Source organism: Sphingobium sp. YR768 (assembly GCF_900111125.1).
Lineage (GTDB): Bacteria > Pseudomonadota > Alphaproteobacteria > Sphingomonadales > Sphingomonadaceae > Sphingobium.
Map to the genome: position 1 here is coordinate 1 of NZ_FOGE01000010.1, position 25,820 is coordinate 25,820.

The following is a 25,820-nucleotide window of genomic DNA, read 5'->3' on the forward strand; positions in this document are numbered from 1 at the left end:
GGCCGCAATGCCGGTGATCATCGTGGATCTGGGTGGCAAAGGGCGCGTGAGCATATCTGCGTCGGCACCAGCTGCCTTGGTGTCGGCAGCGCTCATAGGTGATTGCCGCGTCCCATGCCGTGTTGTCGCCGGTCAGGTCGTCCGACCCCCGCCCCGGCGAATGCTCGAACAGTACGGTCTCCGCCGTGGCATCAGCCAGATCGGGGAACATCGCCCGGAGCATGTTCGTCGCCAGGCAGTCGTCCAGCCGCAACGGGCCCATCGCATTGAAAACGAGCGGATGGCTGGACAGGAGGTTGGTCCACAGGCGTTGTTCATCCGATGTTGCCCAAGGCTCGCGATAAGCGTGTTCCAGCCAGACCAGCCGGGCGATTTCCGGTGACATGAAGTTGCCGCCGCGCCGTGCCGCGGTGTCGCTGATCCGGGAGCCGAGCCAGCGCTTGTCGCCATTGGGCGAAACATGCCGCCCGATGCGCAGTTCACTGCCAGCGCGCCAAAGGCTCTGGAGCAGTCGGGCGCAGGATCGGAAGCGGTTGTCGTTGGGCTCGTTCACCCGGTAGCGGGTCAGGACCGCATCAGGGACGATGGGTAGGTGCGTTCGTTTCAAGGTAGGTTCTCCATGTCGGCAGGAATTGCAGACGAGGAGAATTCATTTGGAGGCAGCAGGACGTAACGCACGGCCATCCTGTTTTACGATGTTTTAGGCCTGTCGCGCCACAACCGGGCCATGGATAAGGAAGAACGCCCTCTCACCCGTGACGATTTCGCCGACCAAGAGGAATGGCTGCGCCACTGTCACGAGGGAGGAATAGACCTTGCCCACGATAACGAACATTTCGAGGGCGTGATAGGCTCTGGACCGTATGCCCGCCTCCAAGGGGCGATCTACGGTACCAGCAAACTGGATTTCTTGCGTACATGGGCCAAATGGGGCGTCTCGTGGTCCCTAAGATGGCGGCAGTTCGTTAAGGGCTATGAAGCCATTGCTTTCGCCAACTGCGTGGGCCTCGTGCTAGACTCCGCCATTCACATTACCTGGTCTCTGCAAGGCATCCACTCTGATCTGGTCGTAGCCGACCGGCAAAAGGCATTTCTGGATGCTATCCGTCGATGGTTCGAACGGCATGATGAGCCTGCCGCCTTCTATTGGGTTCTGGAGCGCGGGAGTCGCCGGGGTCTGCATTCGCACATCGCTCTGCGCATCCCTCCGCACCTGACCGCAGAGTTCTACACCTATGCGAACGCCACGCTCGCCCGGATCGTGAAAGGCCCTCTTATCCACCGGCATGGTGAGCGCACGATGCTGATCCAGCCGCGTAGGGGGCGGGACATTGTCGCACAGTGGAAGTTGTTCGCTTACCTCATGAAAGGTTTGGACAGCAGCTTGATCTTGATTAATCGCGCAAATCCAGCGGCCTCACGAAGGGTCTCGAACTGGACGTTCATCAATTTCAAGCCGCAAGGCGAGATCTCTGTGAAACGAATGGGGGTTTCTCGCATCCTTGATGACGCCACGCGACGTCGATGGAGGGCGGTCAACAACTTCCCCAGCGTGCTGATTAGCATGAACGGGCCGCCGTTCGATGATCGCTATCTGCAATGGTTCTATGCCAATCGGGATGACATAGTGATGCCGACCATTTGAGGCAAAACCAGAAAACGGAAGCGTCGAAATCAAGAAACGGAATGCCCAAAATCAAGAAACGGAAATGGGCCGAAATAACCATCTGATAAATAACGACAAACAGACCACCCGCCGCCTGTGCGATTTTCCGGCTGCGTGGTTCATCACATCAAGCCATTCGCACATCAAAATAATTGGATTTCAGGCAGGCGAAGGAGGATTGATGGAAAGGGATAAAGGGGAAGGGCATAGAGGGGGAAGGCATAATTAAGGTGAAGGAGAAGATGATGAAGGTGTTGATATAAATAGCGCTGGCCACAGCCGTCCGACACCTGATCGAACGGCAAGTGCCCCAGCGTTTCAATCGATCGGCGGCAACTTCGAGCCCCAGATACGTTCAAGCAGGGTTTGCAGCCCAGCCAGGCCGCGAAGATCTAGCTTTCTCTGATTATCGTAGTGCAGCGTACCCGTGGTCGGGAAGAAATTCAGGTTTTCGAATTTTAGCTGCGTTGGCGAAGGTCGATACACCGGTATCTTCGCCTTCCGGCACCATGCAATCGCCGCCTTCATCTGCGGGCCGTCGCCGGGCTCATCCAGTTCGGCATCATGGGTAAAGCGCATGTCACGCCTCCCCGCGATAGGCAGGCTGAGCCGCAAGCCACGCTTCGGCAGCATCCATGGGAACGAGCGTGCGCCGTCCGACCTTGATCGCTCGAAGCGCTCCCTTGCCGATCTCCTCATAGGTTCGGGTTTTCCCCATTCGCGCCCATTGGCTAAACTCATCGATGGTGAGGGCGGCAGGCTTGATTGTCGTCATCGGCGTCACTCCATGATTGAGGACGCATATGGAGGAAGCTCCCAAAGGGCTCTCAGGCGGGTCGAGCGGCAAATGTTGGAAGGATGCAAGGCGCGGCGGACTTGGTTCGTCGGTGCAGCGCGTGTAATGTCGGCGCCATGGACCTGAAGCCAATCATCGCTGTGTCGGTCGGGATCGCGGTCTATCGCGGTATCGTCTGCCCGTTGCTGGACCGTTATCGCGGTTGGCGTGGTGGCGATCGTGTACAGGTCGCCCGCCGCAATTGGCGCGGCGTCTATGTCCCCGATCTGCGCGTAAAGCGAGCGGAGCAAATGTTCTGGCTGGCATTTCTAGGCGTTGTTGGCATTGGCTTGGCAGTTGGATGGACCGTGATGGTGCGCTAGCAGATTCAGCCTTCCTTACCCTTCGTGCCGCTATAGGATCGGGATCAACAAGGGAGGCGATATGAATTTCACAACGGTTGACCTGGAACTGGCGACGCTTTTCTATCCTCCGCTTGTCGAACTTGGGCGACGCAACGAAACACGGTCGTATAAGGCATTCCTGATAGAGGTTCAGGCGCTGCATCCCGGCAATGAAATTTTGGCGCGTGCTGTGCCTTTGAACGTGGGACGCCGGTTAGACGTCATCCGCGTCTTCACCCGGTCAAAGAATTATCCCGACTTGGGTTGCCTGATAGTCAGCGGAGCGACCGGGGCGCCCGGCACCGGATATGACGGGAACGTCACCCTAGAACGTGAAAGGGTCGCAAACTTCAACTGGTTTGGCGTTACCGATGAATTCAGCCTCGAAGTGCAGCGGCAAAAGCAGGCGATCACGAAAAAGCCGAAACGTGACCGCCAAGAAGCCATCAAGCTCATGTCCGAATACTACCAGCAGAACCGATCTGTCTATGATGGCCGCATTGTCGAGCGCCGCGAAAACCTCATTACGCTGCTGATGCAGGGTGAGGAAATCACCGATGCATTTGAGATGGCAGCCGGCGAGTTTCGCAAGGTGCCTGACAGCATAGTGTTGGCCTAATAACTGAGCGGCGCGACCGCAGCCTGGCTTCCGACCCCGGCACCGAACATGCCCAGCCGCTTCGGACGCGATGCCTGAATGAACGCCTGATAAGCCAAGTTCCGGGCGAGGATGTCATCGATAGCAGACAGCCCAGCGGCTGGATCTGGATTGAGCAAGATCGGCGCAAGTGCATCAGCTTTCGCCTTGGCGCGCTTACCCATACCCAGCGCCAGCCGGCTCTTTAGTCCTGCCCCCGCAAGGCGGGCAGCCGTTCCCGGAACCGAAGCGCCGTGCGTCGCCAGCGCAGCCCCAGCATGGAGAGCGCCCTCCATCATCGGATTTTCGAGGAAAGACTGATCCGCGATCTGGTTGCGAGCTGTGCGGGAGTTTCCAAGAATAGCGTTGGTCGTCTGCTGAAGACCGCCCTCCAACTCGCGGACGCGCAGCAGTCGGTCAACGCCGGGGGTTTCCGGATAGATCGAGGACAGCCGATCACGGGCGACCGGGGAACCGAGCGTCGCTTCCCATGGATTGCTGTTGTCCCGGACACGACCGGCATGATTGACCATGGCACCGCGATAGCCGAGCTGCATCTGAGCCAGATGCTCAGGTGTCTGATCGCCGACCTGCATGGCCAATTCATCGGGGTGCAGAGAATAGGCATCACCACCACGCGCCAGAGCATCACGTGACGCCATCGGCCCTGCATAGGCGGAGCGGGCAGCAGCATAGTCTGGGTTCAGCCGATCTACTTCGCTGAGCAATTGGCCGCGAACGCCGTTTTGCGCGCGGCCCGCTTCATCCAGAACGAGGCGGCCCGTTAAGGGATTGCGCTTGTCCTCCAAGACGTCGTCCATGCCGCGCTTCACATAGTCGAGCGTCTGCGTGGTATAAGCAGGGACGCTGGCGGCGGTGCTGGGATCGGGTGAAGCCCGCAAGGCTTGCTCCGTTGCCCGAAGCTGTGCGCGGGCCGCCTCGACCTGATCTCGCGCGCGACCAACATCAGCGCTGGGGCTCTGCCGCGCCGCCCGGTACGCATTCTGCGCCTCATCCAATGCAGCGCGGGCGTCGAGATGACGGGCAATCGCATCATTGGGCTGCGGATTCAGCACGACATTGCCCTCAGCATCAAGGGCGAACCCAAGTTCATCAGGAGATCGGCGCTCATTGGCCGCGATGGTGCGAGCCCGACCAAGCGCCTGCCGCCCGAACGGCGTTCCCAAAACTGCGTCCAGTTCCGGCGTGCCGGGGATCGGTTGGCGATAAGCCGTGTCGTAGAGGTCGGATGCTGCCGACCGCGCCTGCGTCATCATGTCGGCGCTCAACTGCGGGATATTCGCCGTCGGGCCAAGATCGCGCTCAATGGCAGACGTGAAGCGATCATACTGCCCGCGGTTGCGGGGGATCAGGATGTTTTCAGCATATGCGGATGCGTTCGGGGAACGGCGCACGGCTGCTCCTGCCAATTCGCGCAGATTGGGGTTGGTGTCAGCCAGCGACATGGGAACGTTGAGGCTCACGGCCGAAGCGGGGCTTCGTCTCGCAAAGGCTCTTAATGCGCTCGGGCAGTACGGCGAGGCCCTCGACATCCTGTCGGACGCCAGGGCGCGGTCCCCGCAGATCCGCGACACCCCATTGGTCCATGATTTGGATGTGACCAGGGCGGTCCTCTACCGCGAGCTCAACAGACCTGCGGATGCCGAACCAATCTATCGCGCGTTGATCGCGATCTATGATGCCGATCCGACCCTCAGCAGAGCGAACCGCGTGACGCTGCTCAACAACCTTGCCGAGGTCGAAGCCGCGCAAAGGCATTTTGCGGACGCCACCAAGGCGCAACGAGATGTCGTCGCCGAGCGGACGCGAATGTTCGGCGAAAGCGGGCTTGAAACCCTGTCCGCGAAATCGGCCCTTGCTGCCTATCTCTCCAATGATGGATCGGCGGCGCTTGCGGAGGGGATCTCACTTCATCGCCAAGTGCTCACTGCGAGGAGAGCGCTCTCGCCACCAAACGAGCTGGCCGTGGCCGCATCGCTTCATAATCTTGGAACGTCACTGGATCAGGCCGGTGAATATCACGAAGCGAAGGAGAAAGTACTCGAAGCCGTTGCGATCCGGTCCCGAATGCTAGGGCCGGATCATCCAGACACTATCCTGTCCCGGCGCGAACTCGCCGGCATCATGATGTCTGCTGGAGATCTCGCGGGGGCCAGAGAGACCTATGCTTCTCTGATCACATCGATGGAGCGCACACGGGTAAGGGCGACGGCAACGGAGGAGCAGCGCCGAAGCTATTTCAGCCAGTCCGCCCAGACCTACAAGCTGATGGCGTTTCTGGAAGCGCAGGCAGGCCGGAACAGCGCGTTTGCGTATGCCGATGCGGCGCGATCGCGCACCTTGCTCGAATTGACGACCTCCTCGGAGGCCCTGCGATCGGCCGGGGATCTTACCGGTACGGAGGAACTCGGTGCGGCACGGCGCGCGCTCGGTCGTCTGGCGACTGCCGACACAAGCCAGATGAATGACGCGGACCGCATGCAGCACGCAGTTGCAATCGATGCTGCCGCCGCTCGTGTTGGTCACGCAGAAGCGGCGCTTCAATCGCAGCACCCCCAGCTTCAATTCTCGTCCAAGTTTCAGCCGATAGATCGCTCGCGCCTCCGCCTGGCCATGGGCGACGGCAGTGCGTTGCTCGACTATATCGTGCTGGGTGACCGGGTTCTGTTGCTCTGGATCAGCCCTGACGGGACGATGGGAAGTGCAAATTCCGCCATCCCGGGATTGGCGGAGACGGCAAGATCCTATGTGGCGATGCTGTCTGCCCCGGCCCTTGCGGGCACCGCAGCCGACCCGCTGGCGGACCGGGCAGTGTTTGCATGGAAGGATGGTTCGTTTCGCCTGCGCAGGATCGACGAGGCAATTCCCGACGATGCAGAGCTCGTGAACGATGTTGGGCCGATACGCGACGCCCTGGCGCATGGCCTGCTTTCGGACCTTCCGCCGGAGGTCCAGAAATCAACACGCTGGATCGTCGTCCCTGATGGTCCGCTCGCGGCAATCCCGTTCGACACACTCTTCGTCAATGGGGCGCCGATCGCTGCGCGCACCGTCGTCTCCTACGCGCCGTCGCTCGGCCTCCTGATCGACCTTACCGATCGACTGAAAGCGCACCAGTCGCTGAGAGGGGACGCGGTTATGGTCATTGGAGCACCGGCCTTCGACCGTGTGCCGGCTGGGTCTCCCCTACAGGCATGGAGTGCTCTACCGGGCTCCAAGACCGAGGTGTCGGATCTTGCTCGCCGATATCGGCTGACCCCGGGGAAGACCGTCTTCACTGGCACCGACGCGACGGAGGCGAGGCTCCGTCAGCTTGACGAGCACGGCGCGCTTATGCGCTACAAGCTGATCATCTTCTCCACGCATGCGGTCGTTGACCCGGCATCTTCCGAACGCAATGCGATCATCCTGATGGGGGACGGGCAACATCCTGACAGCGACGGGTTTGTTCGGGCGTCGGAACTTATGTCCCTGCGTACCAGCGCCGATCTCATCGTAGTGTCTGCTTGCGAGTCCGGTGTCGGCGATTGGCTGGACGGTGAAGGAGCAATGGGTCTGCCGTTTGCGCTATTTGCATCTGGCAGCGCCAGGACATTGCTCACCCACTGGTCGGTCGGCGACCAGAGCTCTGCGACGTTCATGATGCGCTTTCTCGATAAGATGGATCACGGTGCGAGCGCAGCGATCGCGCTTCAGCAGACAAAGGCGGATTTCCTAGCAGGTCGCATGGGAGAGAAGTGGTCCGCCCCTGCCTACTGGGCGGCCTTCAGCCTCTTCGGAGCGCCATAGCGGCTCGATCGCGTGAGGCATTAGCGACATCTCCAAACTCGGCCAGATAACGGTTGGCTCAACTAGCTGGACTGATCGCGGCTCCGAAACGGATCTCCAGGAGGTGGGACGCGAGCCGCTTCAAGATTTACCCGATCCGACAGCCCCGGACGTCGATGGACGCCCATGGATTCGCAGAAGAGGACTCGAAAAACGACCTATTCCGGCGCAGAAAACCGCCATTTCTTGAGAGGTGTCATGAGGCGATACCCTCAACGATACCCTGGGACTTTTTATCGGAATGGTTCGAGTCCTAAAGGCTCCAGATCGTCAGCTTACATCGCCGATTCGTCGCCCCCTTTGCATTGGGGTCCTCCTTGACCGACCCATACGATCGGGCGCTTGTTCTGAGCGATACGAACATCCTTTATAAATCAAATAATTCTGATATTTGATCGATAGAAAGGGGCGCTATCGATCATGCGTTGGAACTGGCAACAACCCGACTGGCCTAACTTCGCCTACGATGCGACGCGCCTGAGGACCCGTGAGGACAAGTTTCTGAAGGGTGCCGGTATCCTGGTCGGTGTCATGGCTCATCTCGATTCCGATGATCGCCAGAACCTTTCCATCGAACTCTTGGCACAGGAAGCCGTCGATAGCTCTGCCATCGAGGGGGAGATCCTTGATCGCGCGAGCGTACAGTCGTCTGTTGCGAAGCATCTGGGGATCAAGGCCGATCACCGCCGCGCCAATGCCGCCGAGGCAGGCGCTGCAGAACTCATGGCGAACCTCTTCCACAGCTATGGCAAGCCGATCAGCGACACCATGTTGTTCCATTGGCATGCCTTGCTCCTGAACGGCAGGCGGGACCTCGCCGACATAGGCCGATATCGAACCCATACCGATCCCATGCAGATCGTCTCGGGAGCCTTGCACGCGCCCAAAGTGCATTTCGAGGCTCCACCATCGCAAGCGGTGCCAGGCGAGATGGACGCATTCATTGCCTGGTTCAACGATACAAGGCCGGCCGGCCCTTCACCGGTGAGCGTACTAACGCGAGCCGGTGTTGCTCATCTATGGTTCGAGTCCATTCACCCCTTCGAAGATGGCAATGGGCGCCTCGGCCGCGCGATTGCGGAAAAGGCTCTGGCCCAAGGGCTTGATGCGCCCGCGATCACGGCCCTTGCAGAGACAGTCCAGCGCAATCGCAAGGACTATTACACGCAACTCCAACGCGCGAGTTTGTCCAACCGAATCGACGATTGGCTCGAATGGTTCTCCGACATCGCACTTGCAGCCCAACAGCGCACACTTGATCGGGTTCATTTCCTTCTGGCCAAGGCCAAGCTGCTCGACCGCCTCCGCGGACAGATCAACGCACGGCAAGAGAAGGCCCTGCTCCGCATTTTCGCCGAAGGACCGGATGGTTTCAGGGGCGGGTTGAGCGCGGCAAACTACCGGACGATTACCGACGCAGCGCCAGCGACGGCCACTCGCGATCTCACGGAACTGGTCGAGTTGGAAGCCCTTCGCAAGGAAGGGGAACTGAAGCACACAAGATATTACTTGAGCCTTGGCGAATGACCAATATCGCCTCGCATGTCGGACATTCCCGGTCGGAGTCTGGCTGAAGCGCCCGCGCCAACCGGCGGTCAGTAGCCGGCTCTCACCTTTATGTCGTGAATGACCACCGAGCCGGTCTAACTGAGCAACGTCGGTACAACAAGCCCAACACCCTTGCCCGAGCGCGTCGGCGCGAAGGCCATGACATGCTCTGGGCCGCTGGCCTTGATAGGCGTTCCGGCGGCCGTCATGCTGAGTCTTGCCGAGACGAGCCCCCTCCCTCTCACCCGCCCTGCTTTGAGGATATCGTGCGTTCGACGACCACGAAAGGAGCCCAATAAGCCGGATGCGCGTATCCTTTGCGTACCTTCAGCGTTCGCATTGATCGACGCAGGCGTTCTGCCACGTCCGGCGTCGATGACAGCGTCACCGCAGTTTGCGACATGAGTGAGGCAGCCGAGAGGCTCTCGACCTTCCACTGTGTCGCGAGGATGGTGCGAGATCCGGCATAGAGGAAGGCCTGCGCCAAGCCGGAGAGCGCTTCAGCGCCCGGCTGGCCATTGCCGCTAGCGGTCTCACAGGCGGATAGAATTACCGTGTCCGCCTTGATGTTGAGGCCCTCGATCTCGTCGGGGTGAAGCAGGCCGTCGTTACTGGTGCTCCGGCCTGGGCCAGGCGTGAACACTATCGCCGGGCGAGGCGTCTTATAGGTCACGCTCTCGGTGACGGCGTGGGAGGCAATCGCGATGATGTCGTATGACTTCACAGCTTCTGCACGAAACCGAGCTTCGGTCGCCTGGGCGCCCGACAGGATGACCGAGCGACCGCCCGAGGCGGAAGTAATGGCGGTCAGTTCTCCAAGAGCGCCGGGGAGCGTCTGACCTTCCGCAGCGGCTGCAGGCCTAACCGGGACGGGTGTAAATGGCTTGGCCCCATCGATTGTGAGATCGCGGAAAAAGCTCTGCGCTGTGACGCGGGGATCGCCTATGGCGAGTACCGAAGGCTGACTCTTGCCTGCCGATGCCGGCGCTTTCGCAAGGCCCGAGGGATCGAGGACCAGTGAAAGTGCGGCTTGATCGATCAGCCATTTCGCGCTTGTGGACTCGCGGAGTGCAGCAAAGGGCAAGCCGTCGAGGGGAGCCGTTCGGCTGATATAGAGCCGTTTGAGCGTGGTCAGGCGCGATGCGAACGGAGCGACTAGTGTGCGATAAAGCAGCGCGGAATCGCGTTCCGCAAAAGGGCGCGTCGTTGCGCCTTGTGCCGTCACGCGAAATTCGGTGCTGGCGCGGAGACGTCCGACCGCGGCCGCGATATCGGCACGGACAAGCTGGAGCCGCTCGATCTGAAGGGCGTCGTGGGTGAGCAGGGCAGCAAAACCACGATCACTGCCGACTGCGAAGATGAGGATCGCGGCGCCAGCAGGGAGCTGCGCACGAATTGCCGCGGTGGTGCTTATCGGAGCGAGGCCGAAGAGCTGGAGCTGTGACTGGGTTTGCGACGCTTCAGCAACCTTGGCCGCGGCAGTCTCATGGCCCTTGGCGGCTGTCTGCGCCAGCGTCTGGAGCTCCTTTTCGGGTGCACCACGTGCGACCGCATTCGCCAGCGCTTGGTCAGCCTGCGTCGCTAGACGTGCTGCTTCGAGCGCGCCCGCGGTTCCGCTGTCGCCGCCACTGCGCATGGCGCTGCTCGCCAGCGATCGGCTCAGTTGCGAACGCCCGGCACGCAGCAGTGCGCGGTCGGCGGCCTCGCTATTTCCCGCGGCTAGCGCCACCTCGAGCAACGCAAGGTGTGCGTCGAGCGCGCCCTCGTTGCGGTTCATCGCCATGCTGCGCGCGTCGCGCGAGGTCGGTGTGAACGCATCAAACTCGCGGCTTGCCTCCTCGAGATAAGGCAAGGCCTCGACAGGGCGAGCGTCTGCCAACAAGGCAAGGCCGGTGAGATAGCGTGTGCGCGGCGATACTAGGCCGTCTTTGAGGAGTGCACTGGCGGTGGCGGGCTCGGCGCCCTTGAAGAAGGTAAGCGCCACGGCGGGGCGACCGAGTAGCAAATCGGTTTCGCCGGCGCGTTGCAGAACGTAGCTTGTCAGCCCCGCCTTGTTGCGATCACCGATGACTTGTTCGAAGGGTAGTGTCTGACCGGTCCAGGAAGCAAGCGGATCGCGAATGCCCGAGTCACGTTTCGCTTTTCGCCGGGCTATTTCGATCAACGCCTGCCATCCCGCCACGCCCTTTCGACGCTGTAATTTGCCTAAATCGAGTTCGACTTGGCCAGAGGCTTCGCCATAGTCTTTCGGCGCCGCGACGAGCTGACGCAGCGCTGCTTCCGCAGCTGTGTCGTCGCCGAGAGCGAGCGAGCTTTCCGCCAGCAATCGCAGACTCTGACCGTGGTTGGACCGGGCAATTCCGCGCTTCATCTCGAACATCTGCTCGGTCAGGCAGGGTGCTAGTTTCTCCTGAACCGCGTTGAGCTCGGCCTCTTCCGTGTCCGGAGGAGGTTGGCCGGCGGGCCGACCGGCAATGCGCTGCATCACGGTCGTTTGCTCAGCGACCAAGCGACTGCAGCGCTCGCTGGCCTCGATCTGCGTAGGGCTTTCGTCAGCGTAAAAGCCGGTCGGGCCAAGCTCGGGTTCCAGGAGCGAGAGGCCGCGCTGGGCAAGGTCGCGCGCGGTGGCGTATTCGCCTAGAGTCATGGCAACAATGGCGAGATTGGCCAGATTTATGCGATATTGCATATCCTTCGGGTCGACGGGCGTATGGGCGAGCGTGTCGGACAGAACATCGCGGTAGGCCTCGATCTCGCCAAGCTTCATGCGGGTCTGGGCCAGCTGTAGCTTCGCATCGGCGACCGCGATCCGGTTCGCCGCGGAAGGAGTGTCGGCGAGGGCCTTCTCGCGAAAACGCAGGATTACCGCCGCGATCCGGGCCGCGTCGGCCGTTCGGCCGAACAAAGAATATTGGCCATATACCTGTATCAGGCCGAATATCTGCACGCCGCTACACTTGGCTCCGTCGTCGGGACGCAGTTCGCGGCCGAACAGATTGAGTTCGGGCTCAGTTGGACTACGCTGCAGACGTTCCTGCATTTCGGCTATGCTCGCAGCCGGTTTTCCGCACTGGACCATCGGGCTGGGATCAGGATCGACATCGCCAGCAGCGGGCTCGGCCGGGGTAGAATTCGCCGGAACGGCAACACCTGGAACACCTGCTGCCGGAGCAGCCGCGAGAGTGAGGGCCAGAACGCTAGCCAGCATTGTGCAGCGCAATCGTGATGGATGCTTTGCCGAAGCGGCTGCGCAGCTCGACTGAAATTGGCTTGGCGGCGGGCGGGCGTGGAGGTTCCGGCTCGGCGAAAAGGTCACGCACGACGGCGACCTGCCGCGCGGCTCGAGCCGCTCCAGCGCCGGTCTGCGGCCCGCTGGCGAGAGCGGAAACTCTCTCCAATTCAGGGTCCGGTTTGTCGGAAACGAAGATCATGAGCTTTTCAACCCCCGGAGGTCCGCCGACCTTCAGCCACTTCGTCGGATCGCCCGGAATGCGGATTGTTCCTGACGTCGGCAGTTCCGATACGCCTGCGACAGGAAATGCGCGGCCAACTGTCCCACTAGTCCCGAGGTCGAGAACGTAGACGTAGCTGGGTCTGGGAACGCTCACGGTGAGCGCGATCCTGTCGCCAGTGTGCACGGTCGCGCCATCGGGCAGAATTGCGCCGTCACTGTTCGTGAGCGTCAACGTGGCGAGAGATTCGGGCGACGCATTCGCCGCGACCTTCGGTGCGGTTTCGAGCGCGACCGAGGCGTCCGGTGTTACTTCCCTCAGTTTTCCGTGCTCGGCCAATTCTCGGATGTTCATGTACCAGGCGTTGGCCTCGTCGGCACGTTTGAGATAATCCTCGCGGCTGATCTCGCCGGCGGCGAGCCTGCGGCAAAGGCGGGCAGAACTTTCGATGTAGAACTGAAGGCGGTCTGTGATCGTCTGCTGGGCGGCGGGCGATGCGGTGCCGTTGAGCTTCAATTTGTCGAGCGCGGCATCGAAGTCGAGCTTCTCGCCGGCGATCAGAAGCTCCGACGAACAGCTGTCGCGCTTCGAGACAAGCACATAGACGAGTAGCGCAACGACGAGCACAAGCGCTGCTGTCGGCACTCCGTAGCGCACGAGTTGGCTATTGCCCGTTCTCGAAGTGCTCGACCGGCTGCTTCTCACCAAGACGCCTTCCCTCGTGTCTGGATCTGCCCAAACTACTTGTCAAAGTGCTGCAATTCCTAACCTTGGTCTAGTAAGGAAAAAATGCTGAAACTTACAAGGTGGGCTCTTTACGCGCCGCATCGATACAGCTCCTGCCATCGTAAATTTCCGCCGAGGCCAGCAGCCGACGACCTTTGTTCGCGCTCCTAGCCGCGCGCGCCAGTCGCCTCAAACCCGCTGCGTCAAAGTCGTTCCGCAATCCGATCGTTGCACCCATTTACATGCTCTCCAACCGGCAACCATCGAGTTAGAGTTTCGTCGCTTTGTGAATCCCCCTCGTGAATCAGCGTCATGGGAGGTTGGCATTAATCTTGGAAATGAACAATATTTCGTTGGCGTTTCATGTTCCTTGCCAATAGAGTGAGGCAGGTCGGGCGCAACAATCCAATAAAACATTCGGCAAGTCTTCGAAGGATTCGTCATGCCCGATGTTCCGCCTACGCGTAAGCTCACCATAATCGCCAAGGATCCGGGATTGCGGATTGGCGGAGCTTCCGGCCCGATGGCGATGGTGCAAGTTTCCGTGCCCGCGGAAAAACTGACCTGGGGGCCGACCGGCTATCGGGTCAAGGTGGTCGACTACAACAGTAGCGAACGCAAGCTGTACAAGGCGCAGAAGCATTATCAGGACAGCAAAGGCGCGCTGGTCGATCCGTTCGCGCCGCAAAGGGGCGAGACCCTGCTCGACAAGACCTATCAGACACGGCTGATCGCCGATCCTAATTTTCACTCACAAAACGTCTATGCGATAGCCATGCGCACGTTGGGCATTTTCGAAAGGGCGCTGGGCCGACGCGTGGCGTGGAGCTTCGGCGGGCATCAGTTGCACATCGCGCCGCACGCGTTCGAGCAGGCCAATGCCTTCTATTCGGAGCCCGACTGGGCCTTGATGTTCGGCTATATCCGCGACGCAAAGGGGCAACCGGTCTTTGCCTGCCTAAGCCACGATATCGTTGCGCATGAGACCACCCATGCCCTGCTCGACGGGTTGCGTACGCGCTTTACCGACCCTTCCGGTCCCGATCAGGGCGCCTTCCATGAAGGTTTCGCCGACATTGTCGCGCTGCTTTCGGTCTTTTCGCTCGAACCCGTCGTTGCCGCGGCCATCGGCGAAGACGGGGAATTCTGGCGCGATGGAACGCGGATCGCGCTCGTCTCGGCCAGCAAATTCACGCTCGACCGGATAAAGAAGTCGATCCTCCTGGGCATGGCGAAGCAATTCGGCGCGGCGATGGAGGACGGCAAGCGCGACGCGCTGCGGCGTTCGGTAACGATGAAGGTTGAAGAAGCGCAGACGCTCCGCGAAGGCAGCGACGAGCACGACCGTGGTGAAGTGATCGTCGCGGCCATGATGAACGCTTTTGTCGAGATGTGGCTCGACCGGATCCGCCAGCTCGGCAAATTTGAAAGCCGCTATTACAATCTCATGGCGGTGGTCGAGGAAGGCGCCAAGGTTGCGGGCCATCTGATCAACATGGCGATCCGCGCGCTCGACTATTGTCCGCCGGTCGATATCGATTTCTCGCAGTATCTGGCGGCCCTGCTCACCGCAGACCGGGAACTGGTGCCCGATGACGAGCATGGCTACCGCAAGCGGATACGCGATGTCTTCGGCCGTTACGGAATTTCGTTGCCCGCGAAAGGCTGCGACAACGAGGGCTGCTGGTCCCCCTGCGCCTATGGCCGCGAGCTGGAATACGCCCGATCCAACTTCGGCGAACTGACCCGCAGCAAGGACGAGATGTTCCGTTTCATCTGGGAAAACCGTGATCGCCTGGGCGTCAATTCGCGGGCCTATGCCGAGGTGCTAACCATCGAACCGGCCGTGCGTGCTGGCCCCGATGGCATCCTACTCCATGAAACGATCTGCCAGTATTACCAGCGGGTCGATATCTTCGGCGCCGAGTTCGAATCGCTGCTCGGTGCGGAACGGCCCGAAGGACTGAGCTCGCGCGATCGCTACACGGCCTTCGGCGGCGGCGTGCTCGTCTTCGACCAATATGGTCAGGTGAAATATCATATTGCCAACCCGATTGACGATCCCGAGCGGCAGCAGGCCCGTGCCCGCTACCTGATCGATACCGGCCAGGTCGGCCAGAGCGGATCGCCGTCACGCATGCGCTTCGCGCTTGACCATCTTGAGCGAATGGAAAGGGGGGTGCCGCAATGACCGCGACACCGCTCAGCGCGACCCTCTTCGCCTATCAGGTGGGGTTCGGCGACTGTTTCCTGCTGCGCCTGACCTATACCGACGGTACGCGGCGGCACATGCTAATCGACTTTGGCACCACAAGCCTTCCGGTCGATGCCCCCAAGGACCAGATGGTGCGGATCGCCCGCGACATCGAGACGAAATGCACCGAATCCGGAGGCTCCGGACTCGATATCGTCGTCGCCACCCATCGCCATGCCGATCATGTCAGCGGGTTTGCGACCAATGCAAGGGGTACGGGAACCGGTGATATCATCGCCGGGCTCAAGCCTTCGGTGGTAATCCAGCCATGGACCGAAGCGGCTGAAGCCCCGGTCGATTGGGAAGGGCCTGGGGGGAGCGCGGCAAAGCCGGCCTTCCGCCGACACGCCAGGACGCTCAAGGCGATCGAGGAAACGGCTCGCAACGCGCTGCGCTTCGTCGACAATGCCGAGAAAGCGAAAGCGATCTCGCCGAGCCTGGCCGCGCAGATGCGCTTTATCGGAGAGGACAATCTCTCCAATGCTTCCGCAGTCAACAACCTAAAGATCATGGGCAAGCGCACTGAATATGTGTTCCATGGCTGCAAGCTCGACCTGTCTGGCGAACTGCCCGGGGTGACAGTCGATGTGCTCGGCCCGCCGACGCTGCGCCAGACCGAAACCATCCGCAAACAGGTCGCGCGTAATAAGGACGAATTCTGGCAGCTCGCCGCACGCCGCATGGGCCAGGCGGCGGACATTGGCTCAGGAACCGCGCTGTTCCCCGGCGCCCCGGCATTCAGCGGCAAGCGCATGCCGGTCGAATATCGCTGGCTGCAGCACCGGATCGACGAGACGAGTGCGGAAGTTGCGCTCGGCATCGTGCGCGCACTGGACGACCAGATGAACAACACCAGTGTCATTCTGGTGCTGCGAGCAGGAACGAAAACACTGCTGTTTCCAGGCGACGCGCAATGGGAGAACTGGGCCTATGCCCTGCAATCCCCGCTCGCCGCGCTGCTCGACGATGTCGATCTCTACAAGGTCGGTCACCACGGCAGCCTCAATGCGACGCCGAAATCGATGTGGAATCGGTTCAAAAAGAAGGGCCCGAAATCAAAGGCGGACCGGCTCACCTCGGTCGTATCGACGCGCAAGGACAAGCACGGCCATGAAAAGGACAACACCGAGGTACCGCGCCGGACACTGATGACCGAGTTGAAGGCTCAGTCGACGCTTCACGATACCGAGGATCTCGGACCGACTGGATTATACGAGGTGATCGAAATCCCGCTCGTGTGACGGGTGGTCAGAAAAAAGAGGGAGAAGCCATGCCATTCGTCCGCAAGAACCTTTCGGCGCTGCCCAAGTGGGATCCGGCCATCCTGTGGTATGCCCGCGGCATCGCAGTGATGCAGCTGCGTCCCCTCAACGATCCCACCAGCTGGCGCTGGCAAGCCGGGGTGCACGGGTTCGGCCCGGGCAATCTCGAACCCGGCGATCCGCCGATCGGCAATGCCACGATCGACCGTTACCTTGCCCAGTGCCAGCATGGCAGCTGGTATTTTCTGCCTTGGCATCGCGGTTATCTCTCGGCTTTCGAACGCATCGTGCGCGCGGCGATCGCCGCGATCGGAACTGTCGAGGCAAAGACTGCCGCCAAGACCTGGGCCTTGCCCTATTGGGACTTGTCCAAGCCAAATTGGCGACTGATCCGCGAGGAATTCCGGGTGCAGACCTTGCCGACCGGCGAGGATAATCCGCTGTATGTCGCCGAGCGCAATCCGGGGTTCATTACCGGCAATGTCGGCATCACGGCCAAGGGCGTTGCGCTCGACAAGATACTGAAGACTCCCGATTTCGGGGGAAGCGGCGGTGGAGGCGGGACTGGGTTCGGTGGCCCAGAAACCGACTTCTTTCACGGTCCGGGTGCGCTCGGCGCGCTCGAGGGCGGCATTCACAACTATGTTCACGGCCAAGTCGGCGGCGCGGACGGCTTCATGTCGGATTTCGACCATGCCGGCCTCGACCCGCTGTTCTGGCTCCATCACTGCAACATCGACCGGCTGTGGGAGGTCTGGCGCAAGCGCGACAGCCTGCACAAGAATCCTGCCGATCCGAAGTGGCTCAATGGCCCGAAGACCAAGAAATTCCGCCTCTATGACCAGACCGGGCACGAATGGATGTTCACCTCGTCCCAGATGGCCGACACCAATGTGCAGCCGCTCGATTTCAGCTATGAAGATGTCAGCGATCCGCTGCCTGGCGTGGCGATACCCGGCCATCTTCATGGCTTCGCCAAGGCGGCGCCAGCCTCCACGGGGATAATGGCGATGTTCGGCAAGAACCGGCAGATCGAAGTTCTGGGAGCGACCACGCCAGGTGTGTCGCTTGGCAGTGGGCGGCAAAAGGCCCGGGTCGCCTTCGCTGCGCCCAAGAAAACCGGAGCCCCCGGTCTCAAAGGGTTCCTGGGCGCGAAGCCCAAGGCGGAGCGCTATCTGCTCAATCTGGAAAATATCACCGGCACCCGGCGCGGTCTTTCCTATGCGGTCTATGTCAATCTGCCCGACGACGGCGACCCGGAAACCGACGAGCACCACTTCGTCGGCATGCTCAACCTGTTCGGGGTCGAGCGTGCCAGCGATCCCGCGGACAGCCATGGCGGCAGCGGGCTTACCTTCGTTTTCGATGTGACCGGTCTGGTCCGGGAGGAAGGCGTAGCCATCACAAAGCCCGGTGCGATCTCGGTCGATTTCGTGCCCGAAAACGCGGATACGCCCGACAACGCGGCGCATGTCGGACGGATCAGCCTGGTGCGCGAGACCGCGTGACCGGAGCCGCCGGACAGTTTCTGCACTGGCCGCTGGTGGCATCATTAGCGGGATGGATAGCCTTGGCCGTCATGCCTGCCTTGCCCGATCTGTCGCGGATTTGCGGCGCACCGCTGTTTTCGCTTCCTCGCGCGGAGAGCCTGCGGCTTCTTCTGGCGCTCCACCCACCGGACCTCATGGTGCGACATTCCTTGCTGATGGTCGTCACTATGATGTTGCCGATGCTGGTCGTTCCATTGGCGCATATCGGCAATCGCGCGGTCCGCTTCGGTGGCGCGGCGCAAATGCTGTTCCTGCTCGGATATTGTGCGCTCTGGATCTTGGCATTCGTTCCGCTGATGATCGTGGCCTGGTTGGCGCGTCAGGCACTTGGCCCCGGGCTCTCCACGCTTCTGGGCGTAGTGCTGATCTGTGCCTGGCAGGAGAGCGGAGCGAAATGGCGGGCGCTCTCCCGGTGCCATGTTCGCCCTGCGCTGGGCGGCACGACCGTTGCCCTTTTTGGGGATGCTTTGCGCTACGGGATCGGTTCGGCGCGATGGTGTATCCAATCATGTTGGCTGGTCATGTTTCTATGCCTGATATCGGAGGACGTTACGGTGATGGCCGCACTGACACTGGCGCTCGGTTACGAGCGCTATGTCGACGGCCGGCCCGTCCGCCTGACTCGTTTGGTGATGCGATTGCGGCACGCATGCTCAGACTGGAAACCCAGCGCTTTGCCTCGACCAAGTGCTGCGTAAGAATGTCGATTGTGGAGAAATTCTGATGTCAGCCATCTTCCAATTCGCCGTGCGATATGTCCTTCCAATTGTTCAAAAGGTTTTTCCGCATTGGACTCAGCGCCTTTTGATCAACCTCGTGATCAAGAAGGAGCGCCACGCTCGTCCGCACCCCTTTTCGCTTTGGACCGGCGCGAGTGCCGGTAAACCAAAAGAAGGTGGTACATCGAAAACTGCGTCACTCCTTTCGGCGGACGACCCGGCATCCAGGTTGACTGCCAAGTCGAAGTTCACACCATCGGTCTATGTGAGTTGGACCGGCCTCGTAAATCGCCGATATACAGGAAGACACCTGCCGCCGGTCGAGGGATCCTACATCGACAGCCTGCCTGCGAAGGAGGAAGTCTTCCAAAGGCTCCTCCTGCGGAAGGAAGGGCAATTTGTCCCGAGCGACAATACGTCCGCGCTTTTCTGCTTCTTTGCCCAGTGGTTTACCGACTCATTCCTGAGAACCAATCCGCTGGACCGCCGGCAGAACACTTCGAACCACGAAATCGACTATTGCCAGATCTACGGTCTTGACGGTTGGACCACCCACCGCTTGCGTGAACGCAGACTTGGCAGGATGCTGCTGGAAAACAATATGCTGCCGCGGCTAACAACGCCGAATGGCGACGTGCGCGAACAGTTTCACGAGATCGGCTATATCCGGGCGAAACGAGCGATTGCGAACAATCAGATTCCCGGTGCTGGGCTACGCGACGCTCTAGGCCTAAGCCTCGGCGAAACGCTCGAACCCGGTGGCGCGCGCTGGACCCATATGTATGCGACAGGTCTGGAGCGCGGCAATTCGACGATCCTGTATACTGCAATTTCGACCATGTGCGTACGCGAGCACAATTACGTCGCTGGGCGCTTGGCGACAATGCACCCCGAATGGGACGATGACCGCTTGTTCGAAACGGCGCGGCTGATCATGATCCGCAATGTTCTGCAGATCGTTGTCGAGGACTACATCAACCACATTGCCGGCATTGCCCGCTTCAAGTTGGAGAGGCATTTTGGCGAGCACGAGCGCTGGTACCGCACCAATCGGATTTCGCTTGAGTTCAACCTGCTTTACCGTTGGCACAGCCTGGTTCCCGACCATTTCGCTGTCGGCGGCCAAAGCTATGACCACAAGGGATATCGCTTCAACAACGGCCTGCTTGAACGCCATGGGGTCGAACAGTGCATCAATGCAGCCTCAATCCAGCCGGCCGGCCGCGTCCAGCTGCACAATACCCCCTATTTTCTCGAAAAAGCCGAACTAGCGACGCTCGACATGAGTCGCACCTTCGCGTTGCGGCCTTTTGTCGAATATTGTGAGCGCTTCGGCGAACGCCCCCCGGCATCGATGATGGAACTGGTTGGCGGTGATGCCAAGGCAGCGGCGGAGTTGACCGAATTGTATGGCACTGTGGAAAGGGTCGAACTGCCGGTCGGCCTGATTGCGCAGGCGCGCGATAAGAGCCGACCCGACGCTGTTCTGCCGCCTTTGGTCACGACCATGGTCGCCGTGGATGCCTTCACACACATCCTGACCAACCCCCTGTTGGCAGATCAGGTTTATGAAGCCGCGTTTTCAGGTGGACTGGCTACACTGGCAGATGGCGGAGGCGGCATTGCAGGACTGATGGCCCGTAACGCTTCGTCGGGTATCACTGTGAAACCGAGCTTTGCGCTCCGTTGACGGCTGGGGATCGATGAGCGGAGAAGCTGGTTTCGAAATTTATTCGACCACCGAGCATGGCCGCCGCCTGAAACGGTTGGATGTGTTTTTGCCGTCTGCCGGACGGCGCAGGGTAGCGTGTCGATCGCGAGGGAAGAATGATCCCGATCAGCTGAGCACCCGAGCTTCTCCGGATTGCGGATGGCACAGATCGCGGTACAGATCGTGACTCTCAGCATTGCCGCAGTGCTCACTCGCGTCCGGCCGGCCTCCTACGCCACCGAGCGCGATGAAGATGGGCGATAGCTGAACGATGGCTCCCGGCCAGCAGGCCAGCACTGACGGTCGTCCGTGACGCCGACGTTATCGCCTAGTGGGCGTACCGGTCGACATCTCAAAACAACGCTTGGGCGCCCCGACAGCAGCGGTCAAGGTCACCAAAGCTGCCGCGAAATCTCTTTCGCTGGACGTGTGCGAACACCACCGGACGTCCTTGGATTCCCAGAAGAGGACTCGAAAACGCAATATTTATCCCTATAATTCAGTATCTTACTATGGACGCCATCGATCTATACCATAATCGATACCCTGGGACTTTTTGCTTCGGAGGTTCGAGTCCCTCGGCGCATGTTCAAGCGCGAAATTGAGTCCGTCAGCGGCGTGATTCGCTCCAGGCGTTGATCGGCACGAAAACCTAATTTCCGCGCAGCACGATAACCTAAAATCCGAACGCCCCAGGCAACTCGACCCAAGCCCAGGGGCCGGCCGGGTCATCCCGCCTTGATGAGCAAGCGCCTGGCCCGATCGGCAATCAGATCGGCAAACCTGGCAAAGTTCTCACTGCCTGGCAGCCTCTGTTTCAGGCTGCTGTCGGGCGCGTCTAATTGCGCCAAGGTCGCTTCGCACAACTGCCGTATGCGACGCCGGAGATAAGGGGCACCAATATTGACGTCCTCCGCGAACTGATCCCAGTGGCGCGACCCGATCTCTTCCAGCGTTGCCTTCTTCGCAATTTTCATCGCCAGCTTGGGCGACAGATCGCGATAGGCGACTGTGGCAAGTAGGTCATAGAGCGGCGCCAGCCGGATTGCCCCATCGATGTGCAGCAGGCTGAAATTCTTGGCGTGCGCATCGGCATTGCCGATGATCAGATTGAAGATGGCCGCATCCGCCAGCTTCAATATGTCGCGCGCGGGGCGGGTGGCGGCCTGGCGTAGCAGAGCGAAGCTGTCCTTGAACGTGGGGCCGCCTTCGCTGGCATATTTGCGCTGTGACGGGACGCCCAACGCCTGGGCAAAATCTTCCTGATGAAGGCGAACCAATCGGCCGTCGGCATCCCGAGTTCGGTCGTAACGCTCGATCAGCAGGAAGGATTGATCCTGGACCCTCCGCATGGTGACCGATGCCACGTCCAGCCCGATCTCTCGGGCCAAGGTCATGCAGTAATATTCGTTCTCGGTCGTCTGCTCGAACCGCGCGATCGGTGGCTTGAGAATATGGCTGGTGGGCTGCCCCGGTGCCGGGAGCGCGATATGATCGTCGATCAGCAGGACGGGCAGCTTGGACTGCGCGCCCGCCAGGGATAGGCGCAGACCGCCTTCACCGGCGAGCATAGGCCGCATCGGCAGATGCTGCAGCAATTGCAGCAAATGCTCATCATCAAGAATGTCAGGCGCTACGCTCGCAGGTGCTGGTGGAAGCTGACCTTCCGGCAACAGCATCAGTGCCCCGGCGACTTCGCCGCCGAGATGCTCCAGCAACTGAAATTCATTTCCGGCCGAAATGCCTAATGCCCTGGCGATCGCGCTACGCTGCCCCTCTTCCGGCAGGATACCGCCGAAGAAGGAATGACATACCCGTCTGCCAAACGGCTCCACCTGCTTTGGCAACGAGAAAGACAGCGCTGGCGCGTCGGCGTCTTCGAGCCATTCGGATGCGTAGCTGAACCCCATGTCGCCATAGTCGTTGAGGTGCAGGAATCCGGCGACCTTACCGCCCCACCATATGGAAAGCTGCTTGCTCATTTGATGCGTGCCGGCGTTGCAATGGAAACATCGCAGCCGAGGGTCGCAAGAACCTGCAATGCCTTGCCCAATTGCAGCGTCGGCTTGCCTGCCTCCAGATCGACGATGAAGCGCACTCCGACACCGCAAGCTGCGGCGAGCTCTTGCTGCCGCAACCCTTGCGCCTTGCGTTCTTCCCGAACGATCCTGCCAAGTGCGTTGCTATCCATATTCCCGAGCGGGAACATAAATCATCCGACCCGCCTAAACAAGGCGATTATTCCCGATCGGGAAATTATCTGATGACCGGATCTTCGAAGGGCTGAATTATTCCCGATCGGGAATTTCCTAGCAACTCTACGAAATCAGCCCGGAAAACGCCATGTGACAAAACCTATGACATAATTTATTATAATCCGAGGATTTGTCACATGACCACTAACCCCGCAAGCCAGCGTGATTGCCTGACCAGCCTACTGCGACGCAGTGTTCTTCTGCGTGCTCGAGAGCTTCGCAACGCCGGGATAGCCTCGGAAACGATTGCACGCGCGGTGAAGGCCGGCGAGATCGAGCGTGTAGCGCGCGGACTCTACCAGCACCCGGACGCACCGATTGATGCCGCGCACACACTCGCGGAGACCGCGAAGAAAATCCCCAAGGGCGTGATCGCCATGGTTTCGGCGCTCGCATTCCACGAACTCACCGACCAGATGCCGCGCAGAGTGTGGCTTGCGATCGGCCGCGGAGACTGGTCACCCGTCGCTTTCTATCCTCCCACGCGGATTATTCGGCTCAGCGAGAAATATCTCCATCAAGGCGTCGAACATCACATCATCTCGGGCGTCAGCGTCCCGGTCTACTCGGTTCCGAAAACGCTCGCCGATCTGTTTCGAAACTCCAGGCTGGTCGAACGCTCCATTGCGGTGGAGGGGCTGCGCGCGGCCCTTGCCCGGCGAAGAGCGACCCCGAGCGTGATCGCGCAAGCGGCCATCGCCGGCGGCGCATGGCGTATCATGCGGCCTTATCTCGAAGCTCTCACCTGCTAGCGCTCGACCAATCGCTTGATGCATCGGTAGGGGATGAACGTGGATCGCCCGATCTTGACAGTTTCGATCTCGCCGGATTGGATAAATTCATAGAGGGTCGAACGGCCGATACCCGTCACCTTGACCGCCGTCTTGATCCGCACGGTGAGCGGTTCCATCGGCAGTGCATCCTGCTCGGCTATCGCCTCGAGCGCTTGCTTCCGACGCTCGCTGTTGCTCAGCCCGCGGGTCATGATCTAATCCGCGAACGCGCGAACCCGCGATCGCTTTCGAGAAAAGCCGTCAGCATCGCGGGGATGAGTTCAGCGATCGGTTCTTCACGCCCATAGGCTGCGGCGTAGAGCGCGGCATAGTCCTGCAGCATCTGGTGCAGGTCGGGTGTGACGGTGATCGGCAGTTTGATCGGCGTCCTATCCGGCAGCTTGGGAAGCTTGAGTTCCGGCATGTGTTCCTCCTAACCGCGCCACGGCGCGAGAATGAGATCGCGATGTACGATGAGCCCGACGGGCGCGCCGGGCCGGATGGTGATGGTCGGTTGGATCTGCAGATTGCGGGATGTGATCTGGTCGCCGGCGCGTGACACGTTCTGCTGCGTCGATTCCCGGATCGCCTGGACGAGATCGCTCTCGCCGGAGAAGGTCACGTTCGAGCCCACGCCGAGCAAGGTCGAGATCGCGACGCCCTTGAGCAGCGTCTAGGTGTGGAAATCCACACGAGCACATGCGCCAACGCCTTTGGCCGCGAACGGCTTGGACATGCGCGTCGGCCACCCGGCCGCACGATGGCGGATCCATTTCATCTCGCACGAGGTTCTCACGCCTCGGCGCCATGCATCGATGGCGCGCCTTCAGCTTATCGCAGCTCATCCAAGACGCAAGCCCGGCTCTGCGGGACAAGCCGATTTAAGGCTCTGAACACGCATAATATCCGTCAAATCGAGCAGCGTCACTGCCGATGAATTTTTCTTGTCGGGTATCTCTGAATCCGAGCGTCATGGAATGATGGAGAAACGGTTTTGAGCTGCGGATCGGCAGCTTCCGGCGTCCTCATGCATGTGGCTTTGGAGTGAAAGACTGTCCGATGGATATGCCCACCACGCCGTTGGTCCCTGTGCTGCTGTCCCGTACCGAACTTCACGCCCTGGTCTGGGCCGAACCTCTCCGCCACCTCGCAGGATGCTTCGGCATCTCGGACCAAAGTCTCGCCAAACTCTGCGACCGTTTCGATATCCCGCGTCCTCGGCCTGGCCACTGGAACAAGGTCGCGGTCGGCAGGGAGATCGCCATGCCGGTCCTGCCGCCCGCGAAAGCCAGCATGGACGAGACGATAGAAATTACGCCCCAGTCGGCTGGAGGCACGGCAATGGAGGGAGACGCTGCTCTTGCGGCGGCCCGCCATAATGGCAAACCGGTGCGCGTGGCGGAGCGGCTCTCGGATCCGCATCCCATCATTGCCGGCTGGCTTGCAAATCGAAGGGAGGCGATCGCCCGGGGCCGGCTGGTCTATGACATCTGGCCCAATCGGCCGGTCCGGGCTGCGCCTTTCAAGCCCATCGAACGGCGTCGCCTCAGAATATTGGACGCCCTGTTCAAAGCCCTGGAGGCGGAGAAGATCGTCATTGCCGAGACAGACCGGCATGGTCCCGTTGCGCGGTGCGGACGGGACGAGATCGCATTTCAACTCAGGCCCCGGCTCAAGGAAGTGCGCCAGCCCCTCGCCGCCGAAGAGAGACGGTGGCATGGCTCCGGCAGGCAATACAGGCGAGAGCTGGTCGAGACGGATGTGCTGGTCTTCGAGATCAGGCGTTGGTTGCCCGGCGATTTGCCACGCATCTGGCAGGACGGCCCGAAGGGCATGATCGAGGACAAGGTGGGCGACATGCTGGCGACCGTGCTTGCGGCATTCCCGATGATGGCCGCAGCCCGGGAAATGGCCGAAGAGCGGCAACGACTGCGGGAGACAGAGGAACGGAAGCGCCAGATGTTGGCGCAGCAGCTCAAGCTCGATCGCGACCGCTTCCGATGCTTCCTCGAGCAGGCCGGCAGATGGCGCGAAGCGGGACTGGCGCGAGATTTTCTCATGGCGCTGCGTGCCGCGATCTCGGACTCTTCATTGGAGATTGGCGGTAGGACGGCCGCCGAGTGGCTGCAATGGGCTCAAGGGCATGTGCAGGCCCATGATCCCCTCACACAGGGCTCGTCCGCTGTCTTCCGGTCGATCGCTGAAGTGACGGAGAGGACTTACCGTGATCGCTAGGTTG

At 60.6% G+C, this 25,820-nt stretch carries 23 protein-coding genes and 1 pseudogene; 12 read left to right on the plus strand and 12 right to left on the minus strand.

Annotation, left to right across the window (positions count from 1 at the left end; translation table 11 throughout):
* Window positions 1-607 (minus strand): PGN_0703 family putative restriction endonuclease (locus tag BMX92_RS12770; RefSeq protein WP_371262318.1); only part of this gene is annotated, 607 nt, incomplete at its 3' end.
* Between the two features lie 120 nt (window positions 608-727).
* On the opposite strand from BMX92_RS12770, the gene BMX92_RS12775 reads away from it, so the two are divergent.
* Window positions 728-1,645 carry a rolling circle replication-associated protein gene (locus BMX92_RS12775; protein WP_093017031.1) on the plus strand — a complete coding sequence of 306 codons (918 nt, stop codon included), beginning with the start codon at window positions 728-730 and terminating at the stop codon, window positions 1,643-1,645.
* A 339-nt stretch (window positions 1,646-1,984) separates the two neighbouring features.
* Here the strand turns inward: BMX92_RS12775 and BMX92_RS12780 are convergent, their stop codons facing one another.
* Window positions 1,985-2,245, minus strand: coding sequence for a hypothetical protein (locus BMX92_RS12780; protein ID WP_093017033.1), 261 nt, complete (start codon window positions 2,243-2,245; stop codon window positions 1,985-1,987).
* Window position 2,246: 1 nt separating this feature from the next.
* Entirely contained in the window at window positions 2,247-2,441 is a 195-nt protein-coding gene (locus BMX92_RS12785; RefSeq protein WP_093017035.1) for a helix-turn-helix domain-containing protein, read from the minus strand.
* A gap of 137 nt (window positions 2,442-2,578) precedes the next feature.
* Here BMX92_RS12785 and BMX92_RS12790 point away from each other — a divergent pair, with 137 nt between their 5' ends.
* Entirely contained in the window at window positions 2,579-2,824 is a 246-nt protein-coding gene (locus BMX92_RS12790) for a hypothetical protein (protein ID WP_093017037.1), read from the plus strand.
* A gap of 61 nt (window positions 2,825-2,885) precedes the next feature.
* The gene (locus BMX92_RS12795) at window positions 2,886-3,464 is read left to right on the plus strand and encodes a hypothetical protein (protein ID WP_093017039.1); all 579 of its coding nucleotides are present in this window, start codon (window positions 2,886-2,888) and stop codon (window positions 3,462-3,464) included.
* Here the strand turns inward: BMX92_RS12795 and BMX92_RS12800 are convergent.
* Window positions 3,461-4,948, minus strand: a complete 1,488-nt coding sequence (locus tag BMX92_RS12800; protein ID WP_177185033.1) for a hypothetical protein — start codon at window positions 4,946-4,948, stop codon at window positions 3,461-3,463. The genes BMX92_RS12795 and BMX92_RS12800 overlap by 4 nt on opposite strands.
* On the opposite strand from BMX92_RS12800, the gene BMX92_RS12805 reads away from it, so the two are divergent.
* Both BMX92_RS12805 and BMX92_RS12810 read left to right on the plus strand, forming a co-directional pair.
* Window positions 4,932-7,292 (plus strand): CHAT domain-containing protein, encoded by a 2,361-nt coding sequence (locus BMX92_RS12805; RefSeq protein ID WP_177185034.1) that lies wholly within the window; start codon window positions 4,932-4,934, stop codon window positions 7,290-7,292. The genes BMX92_RS12800 and BMX92_RS12805 overlap by 17 nt on opposite strands.
* Window positions 7,293-7,751: 459 nt before the next feature.
* Window positions 7,752-8,858, plus strand: coding sequence for a Fic family protein (locus BMX92_RS12810; protein ID WP_093017045.1), 1,107 nt, complete (start codon window positions 7,752-7,754; stop codon window positions 8,856-8,858).
* 116 nt (window positions 8,859-8,974) lie between these two features.
* On the opposite strand, the gene BMX92_RS28405 is transcribed toward BMX92_RS12810, so the two are convergent.
* From BMX92_RS28405 to BMX92_RS12820, 3 genes are all read right to left on the minus strand, one after another.
* Window positions 8,975-9,088 (minus strand): type IV secretory system conjugative DNA transfer family protein, encoded by a 114-nt coding sequence (locus tag BMX92_RS28405; RefSeq protein ID WP_371262319.1) that lies wholly within the window; start codon window positions 9,086-9,088, stop codon window positions 8,975-8,977.
* A gap of 32 nt (window positions 9,089-9,120) precedes the next feature.
* Window positions 9,121-11,919, minus strand: a complete 2,799-nt coding sequence (locus BMX92_RS12815) for a CHAT domain-containing protein (protein WP_177185035.1) — start codon at window positions 11,917-11,919, stop codon at window positions 9,121-9,123.
* Window positions 11,920-12,076: 157 nt separating this feature from the next.
* Window positions 12,077-12,958: a DUF4384 domain-containing protein gene (locus BMX92_RS12820; RefSeq protein WP_143066786.1), complete on the minus strand. Its 882-nt coding sequence runs from the start codon at window positions 12,956-12,958 to the stop codon at window positions 12,077-12,079.
* Window positions 12,959-13,499: 541 nt separating this feature from the next.
* Between BMX92_RS12820 and BMX92_RS12825 the strand changes: the two genes are divergently transcribed.
* The 5 genes from BMX92_RS12825 to BMX92_RS12845 are packed head-to-tail and all read left to right on the plus strand — an operon-like array spanning window position 13,500 to window position 20,532.
* Window positions 13,500-15,248 carry a hypothetical protein gene (locus BMX92_RS12825; RefSeq protein WP_093017051.1) on the plus strand — a complete coding sequence of 583 codons (1,749 nt, stop codon included), beginning with the start codon at window positions 13,500-13,502 and terminating at the stop codon, window positions 15,246-15,248.
* Complete coding sequence (locus tag BMX92_RS12830) at window positions 15,245-16,552, plus strand: hypothetical protein (RefSeq protein WP_093017053.1); 1,308 nt, start codon at window positions 15,245-15,247, stop codon at window positions 16,550-16,552. The genes BMX92_RS12825 and BMX92_RS12830 overlap by 4 nt, the downstream gene beginning before the upstream one ends.
* Before the next feature lie 29 nt (window positions 16,553-16,581).
* A complete protein-coding gene (locus BMX92_RS12835; protein ID WP_143066787.1) occupies window positions 16,582-18,081 on the plus strand; it encodes a tyrosinase family protein in 1,500 nt (499 codons plus the stop codon).
* Window positions 18,078-18,821, plus strand: coding sequence for a copper chaperone (locus tag BMX92_RS12840; protein WP_143066788.1), 744 nt, complete (start codon window positions 18,078-18,080; stop codon window positions 18,819-18,821). The genes BMX92_RS12835 and BMX92_RS12840 overlap by 4 nt, the downstream gene beginning before the upstream one ends.
* Window positions 18,822-18,846: 25 nt before the next feature.
* Window positions 18,847-20,532, plus strand: coding sequence for a peroxidase family protein (locus BMX92_RS12845; RefSeq protein ID WP_093017059.1), 1,686 nt, complete (start codon window positions 18,847-18,849; stop codon window positions 20,530-20,532).
* Between the two features lie 749 nt (window positions 20,533-21,281).
* On the opposite strand, the gene BMX92_RS12850 is transcribed toward BMX92_RS12845, so the two are convergent.
* Both BMX92_RS12850 and BMX92_RS12855 read right to left on the minus strand, forming a co-directional pair.
* Window positions 21,282-22,535 carry a type II toxin-antitoxin system HipA family toxin gene (locus tag BMX92_RS12850; RefSeq protein WP_093017061.1) on the minus strand — a complete coding sequence of 418 codons (1,254 nt, stop codon included), beginning with the start codon at window positions 22,533-22,535 and terminating at the stop codon, window positions 21,282-21,284.
* A complete protein-coding gene (locus BMX92_RS12855; protein WP_371262321.1) occupies window positions 22,532-22,762 on the minus strand; it encodes a type II toxin-antitoxin system Y4mF family antitoxin in 231 nt (76 codons plus the stop codon). The genes BMX92_RS12850 and BMX92_RS12855 overlap by 4 nt, the downstream gene beginning before the upstream one ends.
* Before the next feature lie 183 nt (window positions 22,763-22,945).
* Between BMX92_RS12855 and BMX92_RS12860 the strand changes: the two genes are divergently transcribed.
* Window positions 22,946-23,560, plus strand: a complete 615-nt coding sequence (locus tag BMX92_RS12860) for a type IV toxin-antitoxin system AbiEi family antitoxin domain-containing protein (RefSeq protein ID WP_093017063.1) — start codon at window positions 22,946-22,948, stop codon at window positions 23,558-23,560.
* On the opposite strand, the gene BMX92_RS12865 is transcribed toward BMX92_RS12860, so the two are convergent.
* The 3 genes and pseudogenes from BMX92_RS12865 to BMX92_RS12875 all read right to left on the minus strand — a co-directional run.
* Window positions 23,557-23,793 carry a helix-turn-helix domain-containing protein gene (locus tag BMX92_RS12865; RefSeq protein ID WP_093017065.1) on the minus strand — a complete coding sequence of 79 codons (237 nt, stop codon included), beginning with the start codon at window positions 23,791-23,793 and terminating at the stop codon, window positions 23,557-23,559. The genes BMX92_RS12860 and BMX92_RS12865 overlap by 4 nt on opposite strands.
* On the minus strand, window positions 23,790-24,005 hold the full coding sequence (locus tag BMX92_RS12870; RefSeq protein ID WP_093017067.1) for a DUF2274 domain-containing protein: 216 nt from the start codon (window positions 24,003-24,005) through the stop codon (window positions 23,790-23,792). The genes BMX92_RS12865 and BMX92_RS12870 overlap by 4 nt, the downstream gene beginning before the upstream one ends.
* A gap of 9 nt (window positions 24,006-24,014) precedes the next feature.
* Window positions 24,015-24,287: pseudogene (locus BMX92_RS12875) on the minus strand (TrbI/VirB10 family protein); the annotation flags it as partial.
* Between the two features lie 353 nt (window positions 24,288-24,640).
* Here BMX92_RS12875 and BMX92_RS12880 point away from each other — a divergent pair.
* Window positions 24,641-25,816 carry a hypothetical protein gene (locus BMX92_RS12880; RefSeq protein ID WP_256213414.1) on the plus strand — a complete coding sequence of 392 codons (1,176 nt, stop codon included), beginning with the start codon at window positions 24,641-24,643 and terminating at the stop codon, window positions 25,814-25,816.
* Window positions 25,817-25,820 lie beyond the last annotated feature (4 nt).

Bases quoted from the DNA above. Each gene is read 5' to 3' on its own strand.
- BMX92_RS12880 (WP_256213414.1), top strand. From the start codon at position 24,641: ATGGATATGCCCACCACGCCGTTGGTCCCTGTGCTGCTGTCCCGTACC.
- BMX92_RS12855 (WP_371262321.1), bottom strand. From the start codon at position 22,762: ATGTTCCCGCTCGGGAATATGGATAGCAACGCACTTGGCAGGATCGTT.
- BMX92_RS12785 (WP_093017035.1), bottom strand. From the start codon at position 2,441: ATGACGACAATCAAGCCTGCCGCCCTCACCATCGATGAGTTTAGCCAA.
- BMX92_RS12815 (WP_177185035.1), bottom strand. From the start codon at position 11,919: ATGCAGGAACGTCTGCAGCGTAGTCCAACTGAGCCCGAACTCAATCTG.
- BMX92_RS12870 (WP_093017067.1), bottom strand. From the start codon at position 24,005: ATGCCGGAACTCAAGCTTCCCAAGCTGCCGGATAGGACGCCGATCAAA.
- BMX92_RS12790 (WP_093017037.1), top strand. From the start codon at position 2,579: ATGGACCTGAAGCCAATCATCGCTGTGTCGGTCGGGATCGCGGTCTAT.
- BMX92_RS12845 (WP_093017059.1), top strand. From the start codon at position 18,847: ATGTCAGCCATCTTCCAATTCGCCGTGCGATATGTCCTTCCAATTGTT.
- BMX92_RS12795 (WP_093017039.1), top strand. From the start codon at position 2,886: ATGAATTTCACAACGGTTGACCTGGAACTGGCGACGCTTTTCTATCCT.
- BMX92_RS12810 (WP_093017045.1), top strand. From the start codon at position 7,752: ATGCGTTGGAACTGGCAACAACCCGACTGGCCTAACTTCGCCTACGAT.
- BMX92_RS12860 (WP_093017063.1), top strand. From the start codon at position 22,946: ATGACCACTAACCCCGCAAGCCAGCGTGATTGCCTGACCAGCCTACTG.
- BMX92_RS12800 (WP_177185033.1), bottom strand. From the start codon at position 4,948: ATGTCGCTGGCTGACACCAACCCCAATCTGCGCGAATTGGCAGGAGCA.
- BMX92_RS12830 (WP_093017053.1), top strand. From the start codon at position 15,245: ATGACCGCGACACCGCTCAGCGCGACCCTCTTCGCCTATCAGGTGGGG.
- BMX92_RS12775 (WP_093017031.1), top strand. From the start codon at position 728: ATGGATAAGGAAGAACGCCCTCTCACCCGTGACGATTTCGCCGACCAA.
- BMX92_RS12835 (WP_143066787.1), top strand. From the start codon at position 16,582: ATGCCATTCGTCCGCAAGAACCTTTCGGCGCTGCCCAAGTGGGATCCG.
- BMX92_RS28405 (WP_371262319.1), bottom strand. From the start codon at position 9,088: ATGACGGCCGCCGGAACGCCTATCAAGGCCAGCGGCCCAGAGCATGTC.
- BMX92_RS12865 (WP_093017065.1), bottom strand. From the start codon at position 23,793: ATGACCCGCGGGCTGAGCAACAGCGAGCGTCGGAAGCAAGCGCTCGAG.
- BMX92_RS12850 (WP_093017061.1), bottom strand. From the start codon at position 22,535: ATGAGCAAGCAGCTTTCCATATGGTGGGGCGGTAAGGTCGCCGGATTC.
- BMX92_RS12825 (WP_093017051.1), top strand. From the start codon at position 13,500: ATGCCCGATGTTCCGCCTACGCGTAAGCTCACCATAATCGCCAAGGAT.
- BMX92_RS12780 (WP_093017033.1), bottom strand. From the start codon at position 2,245: ATGCGCTTTACCCATGATGCCGAACTGGATGAGCCCGGCGACGGCCCG.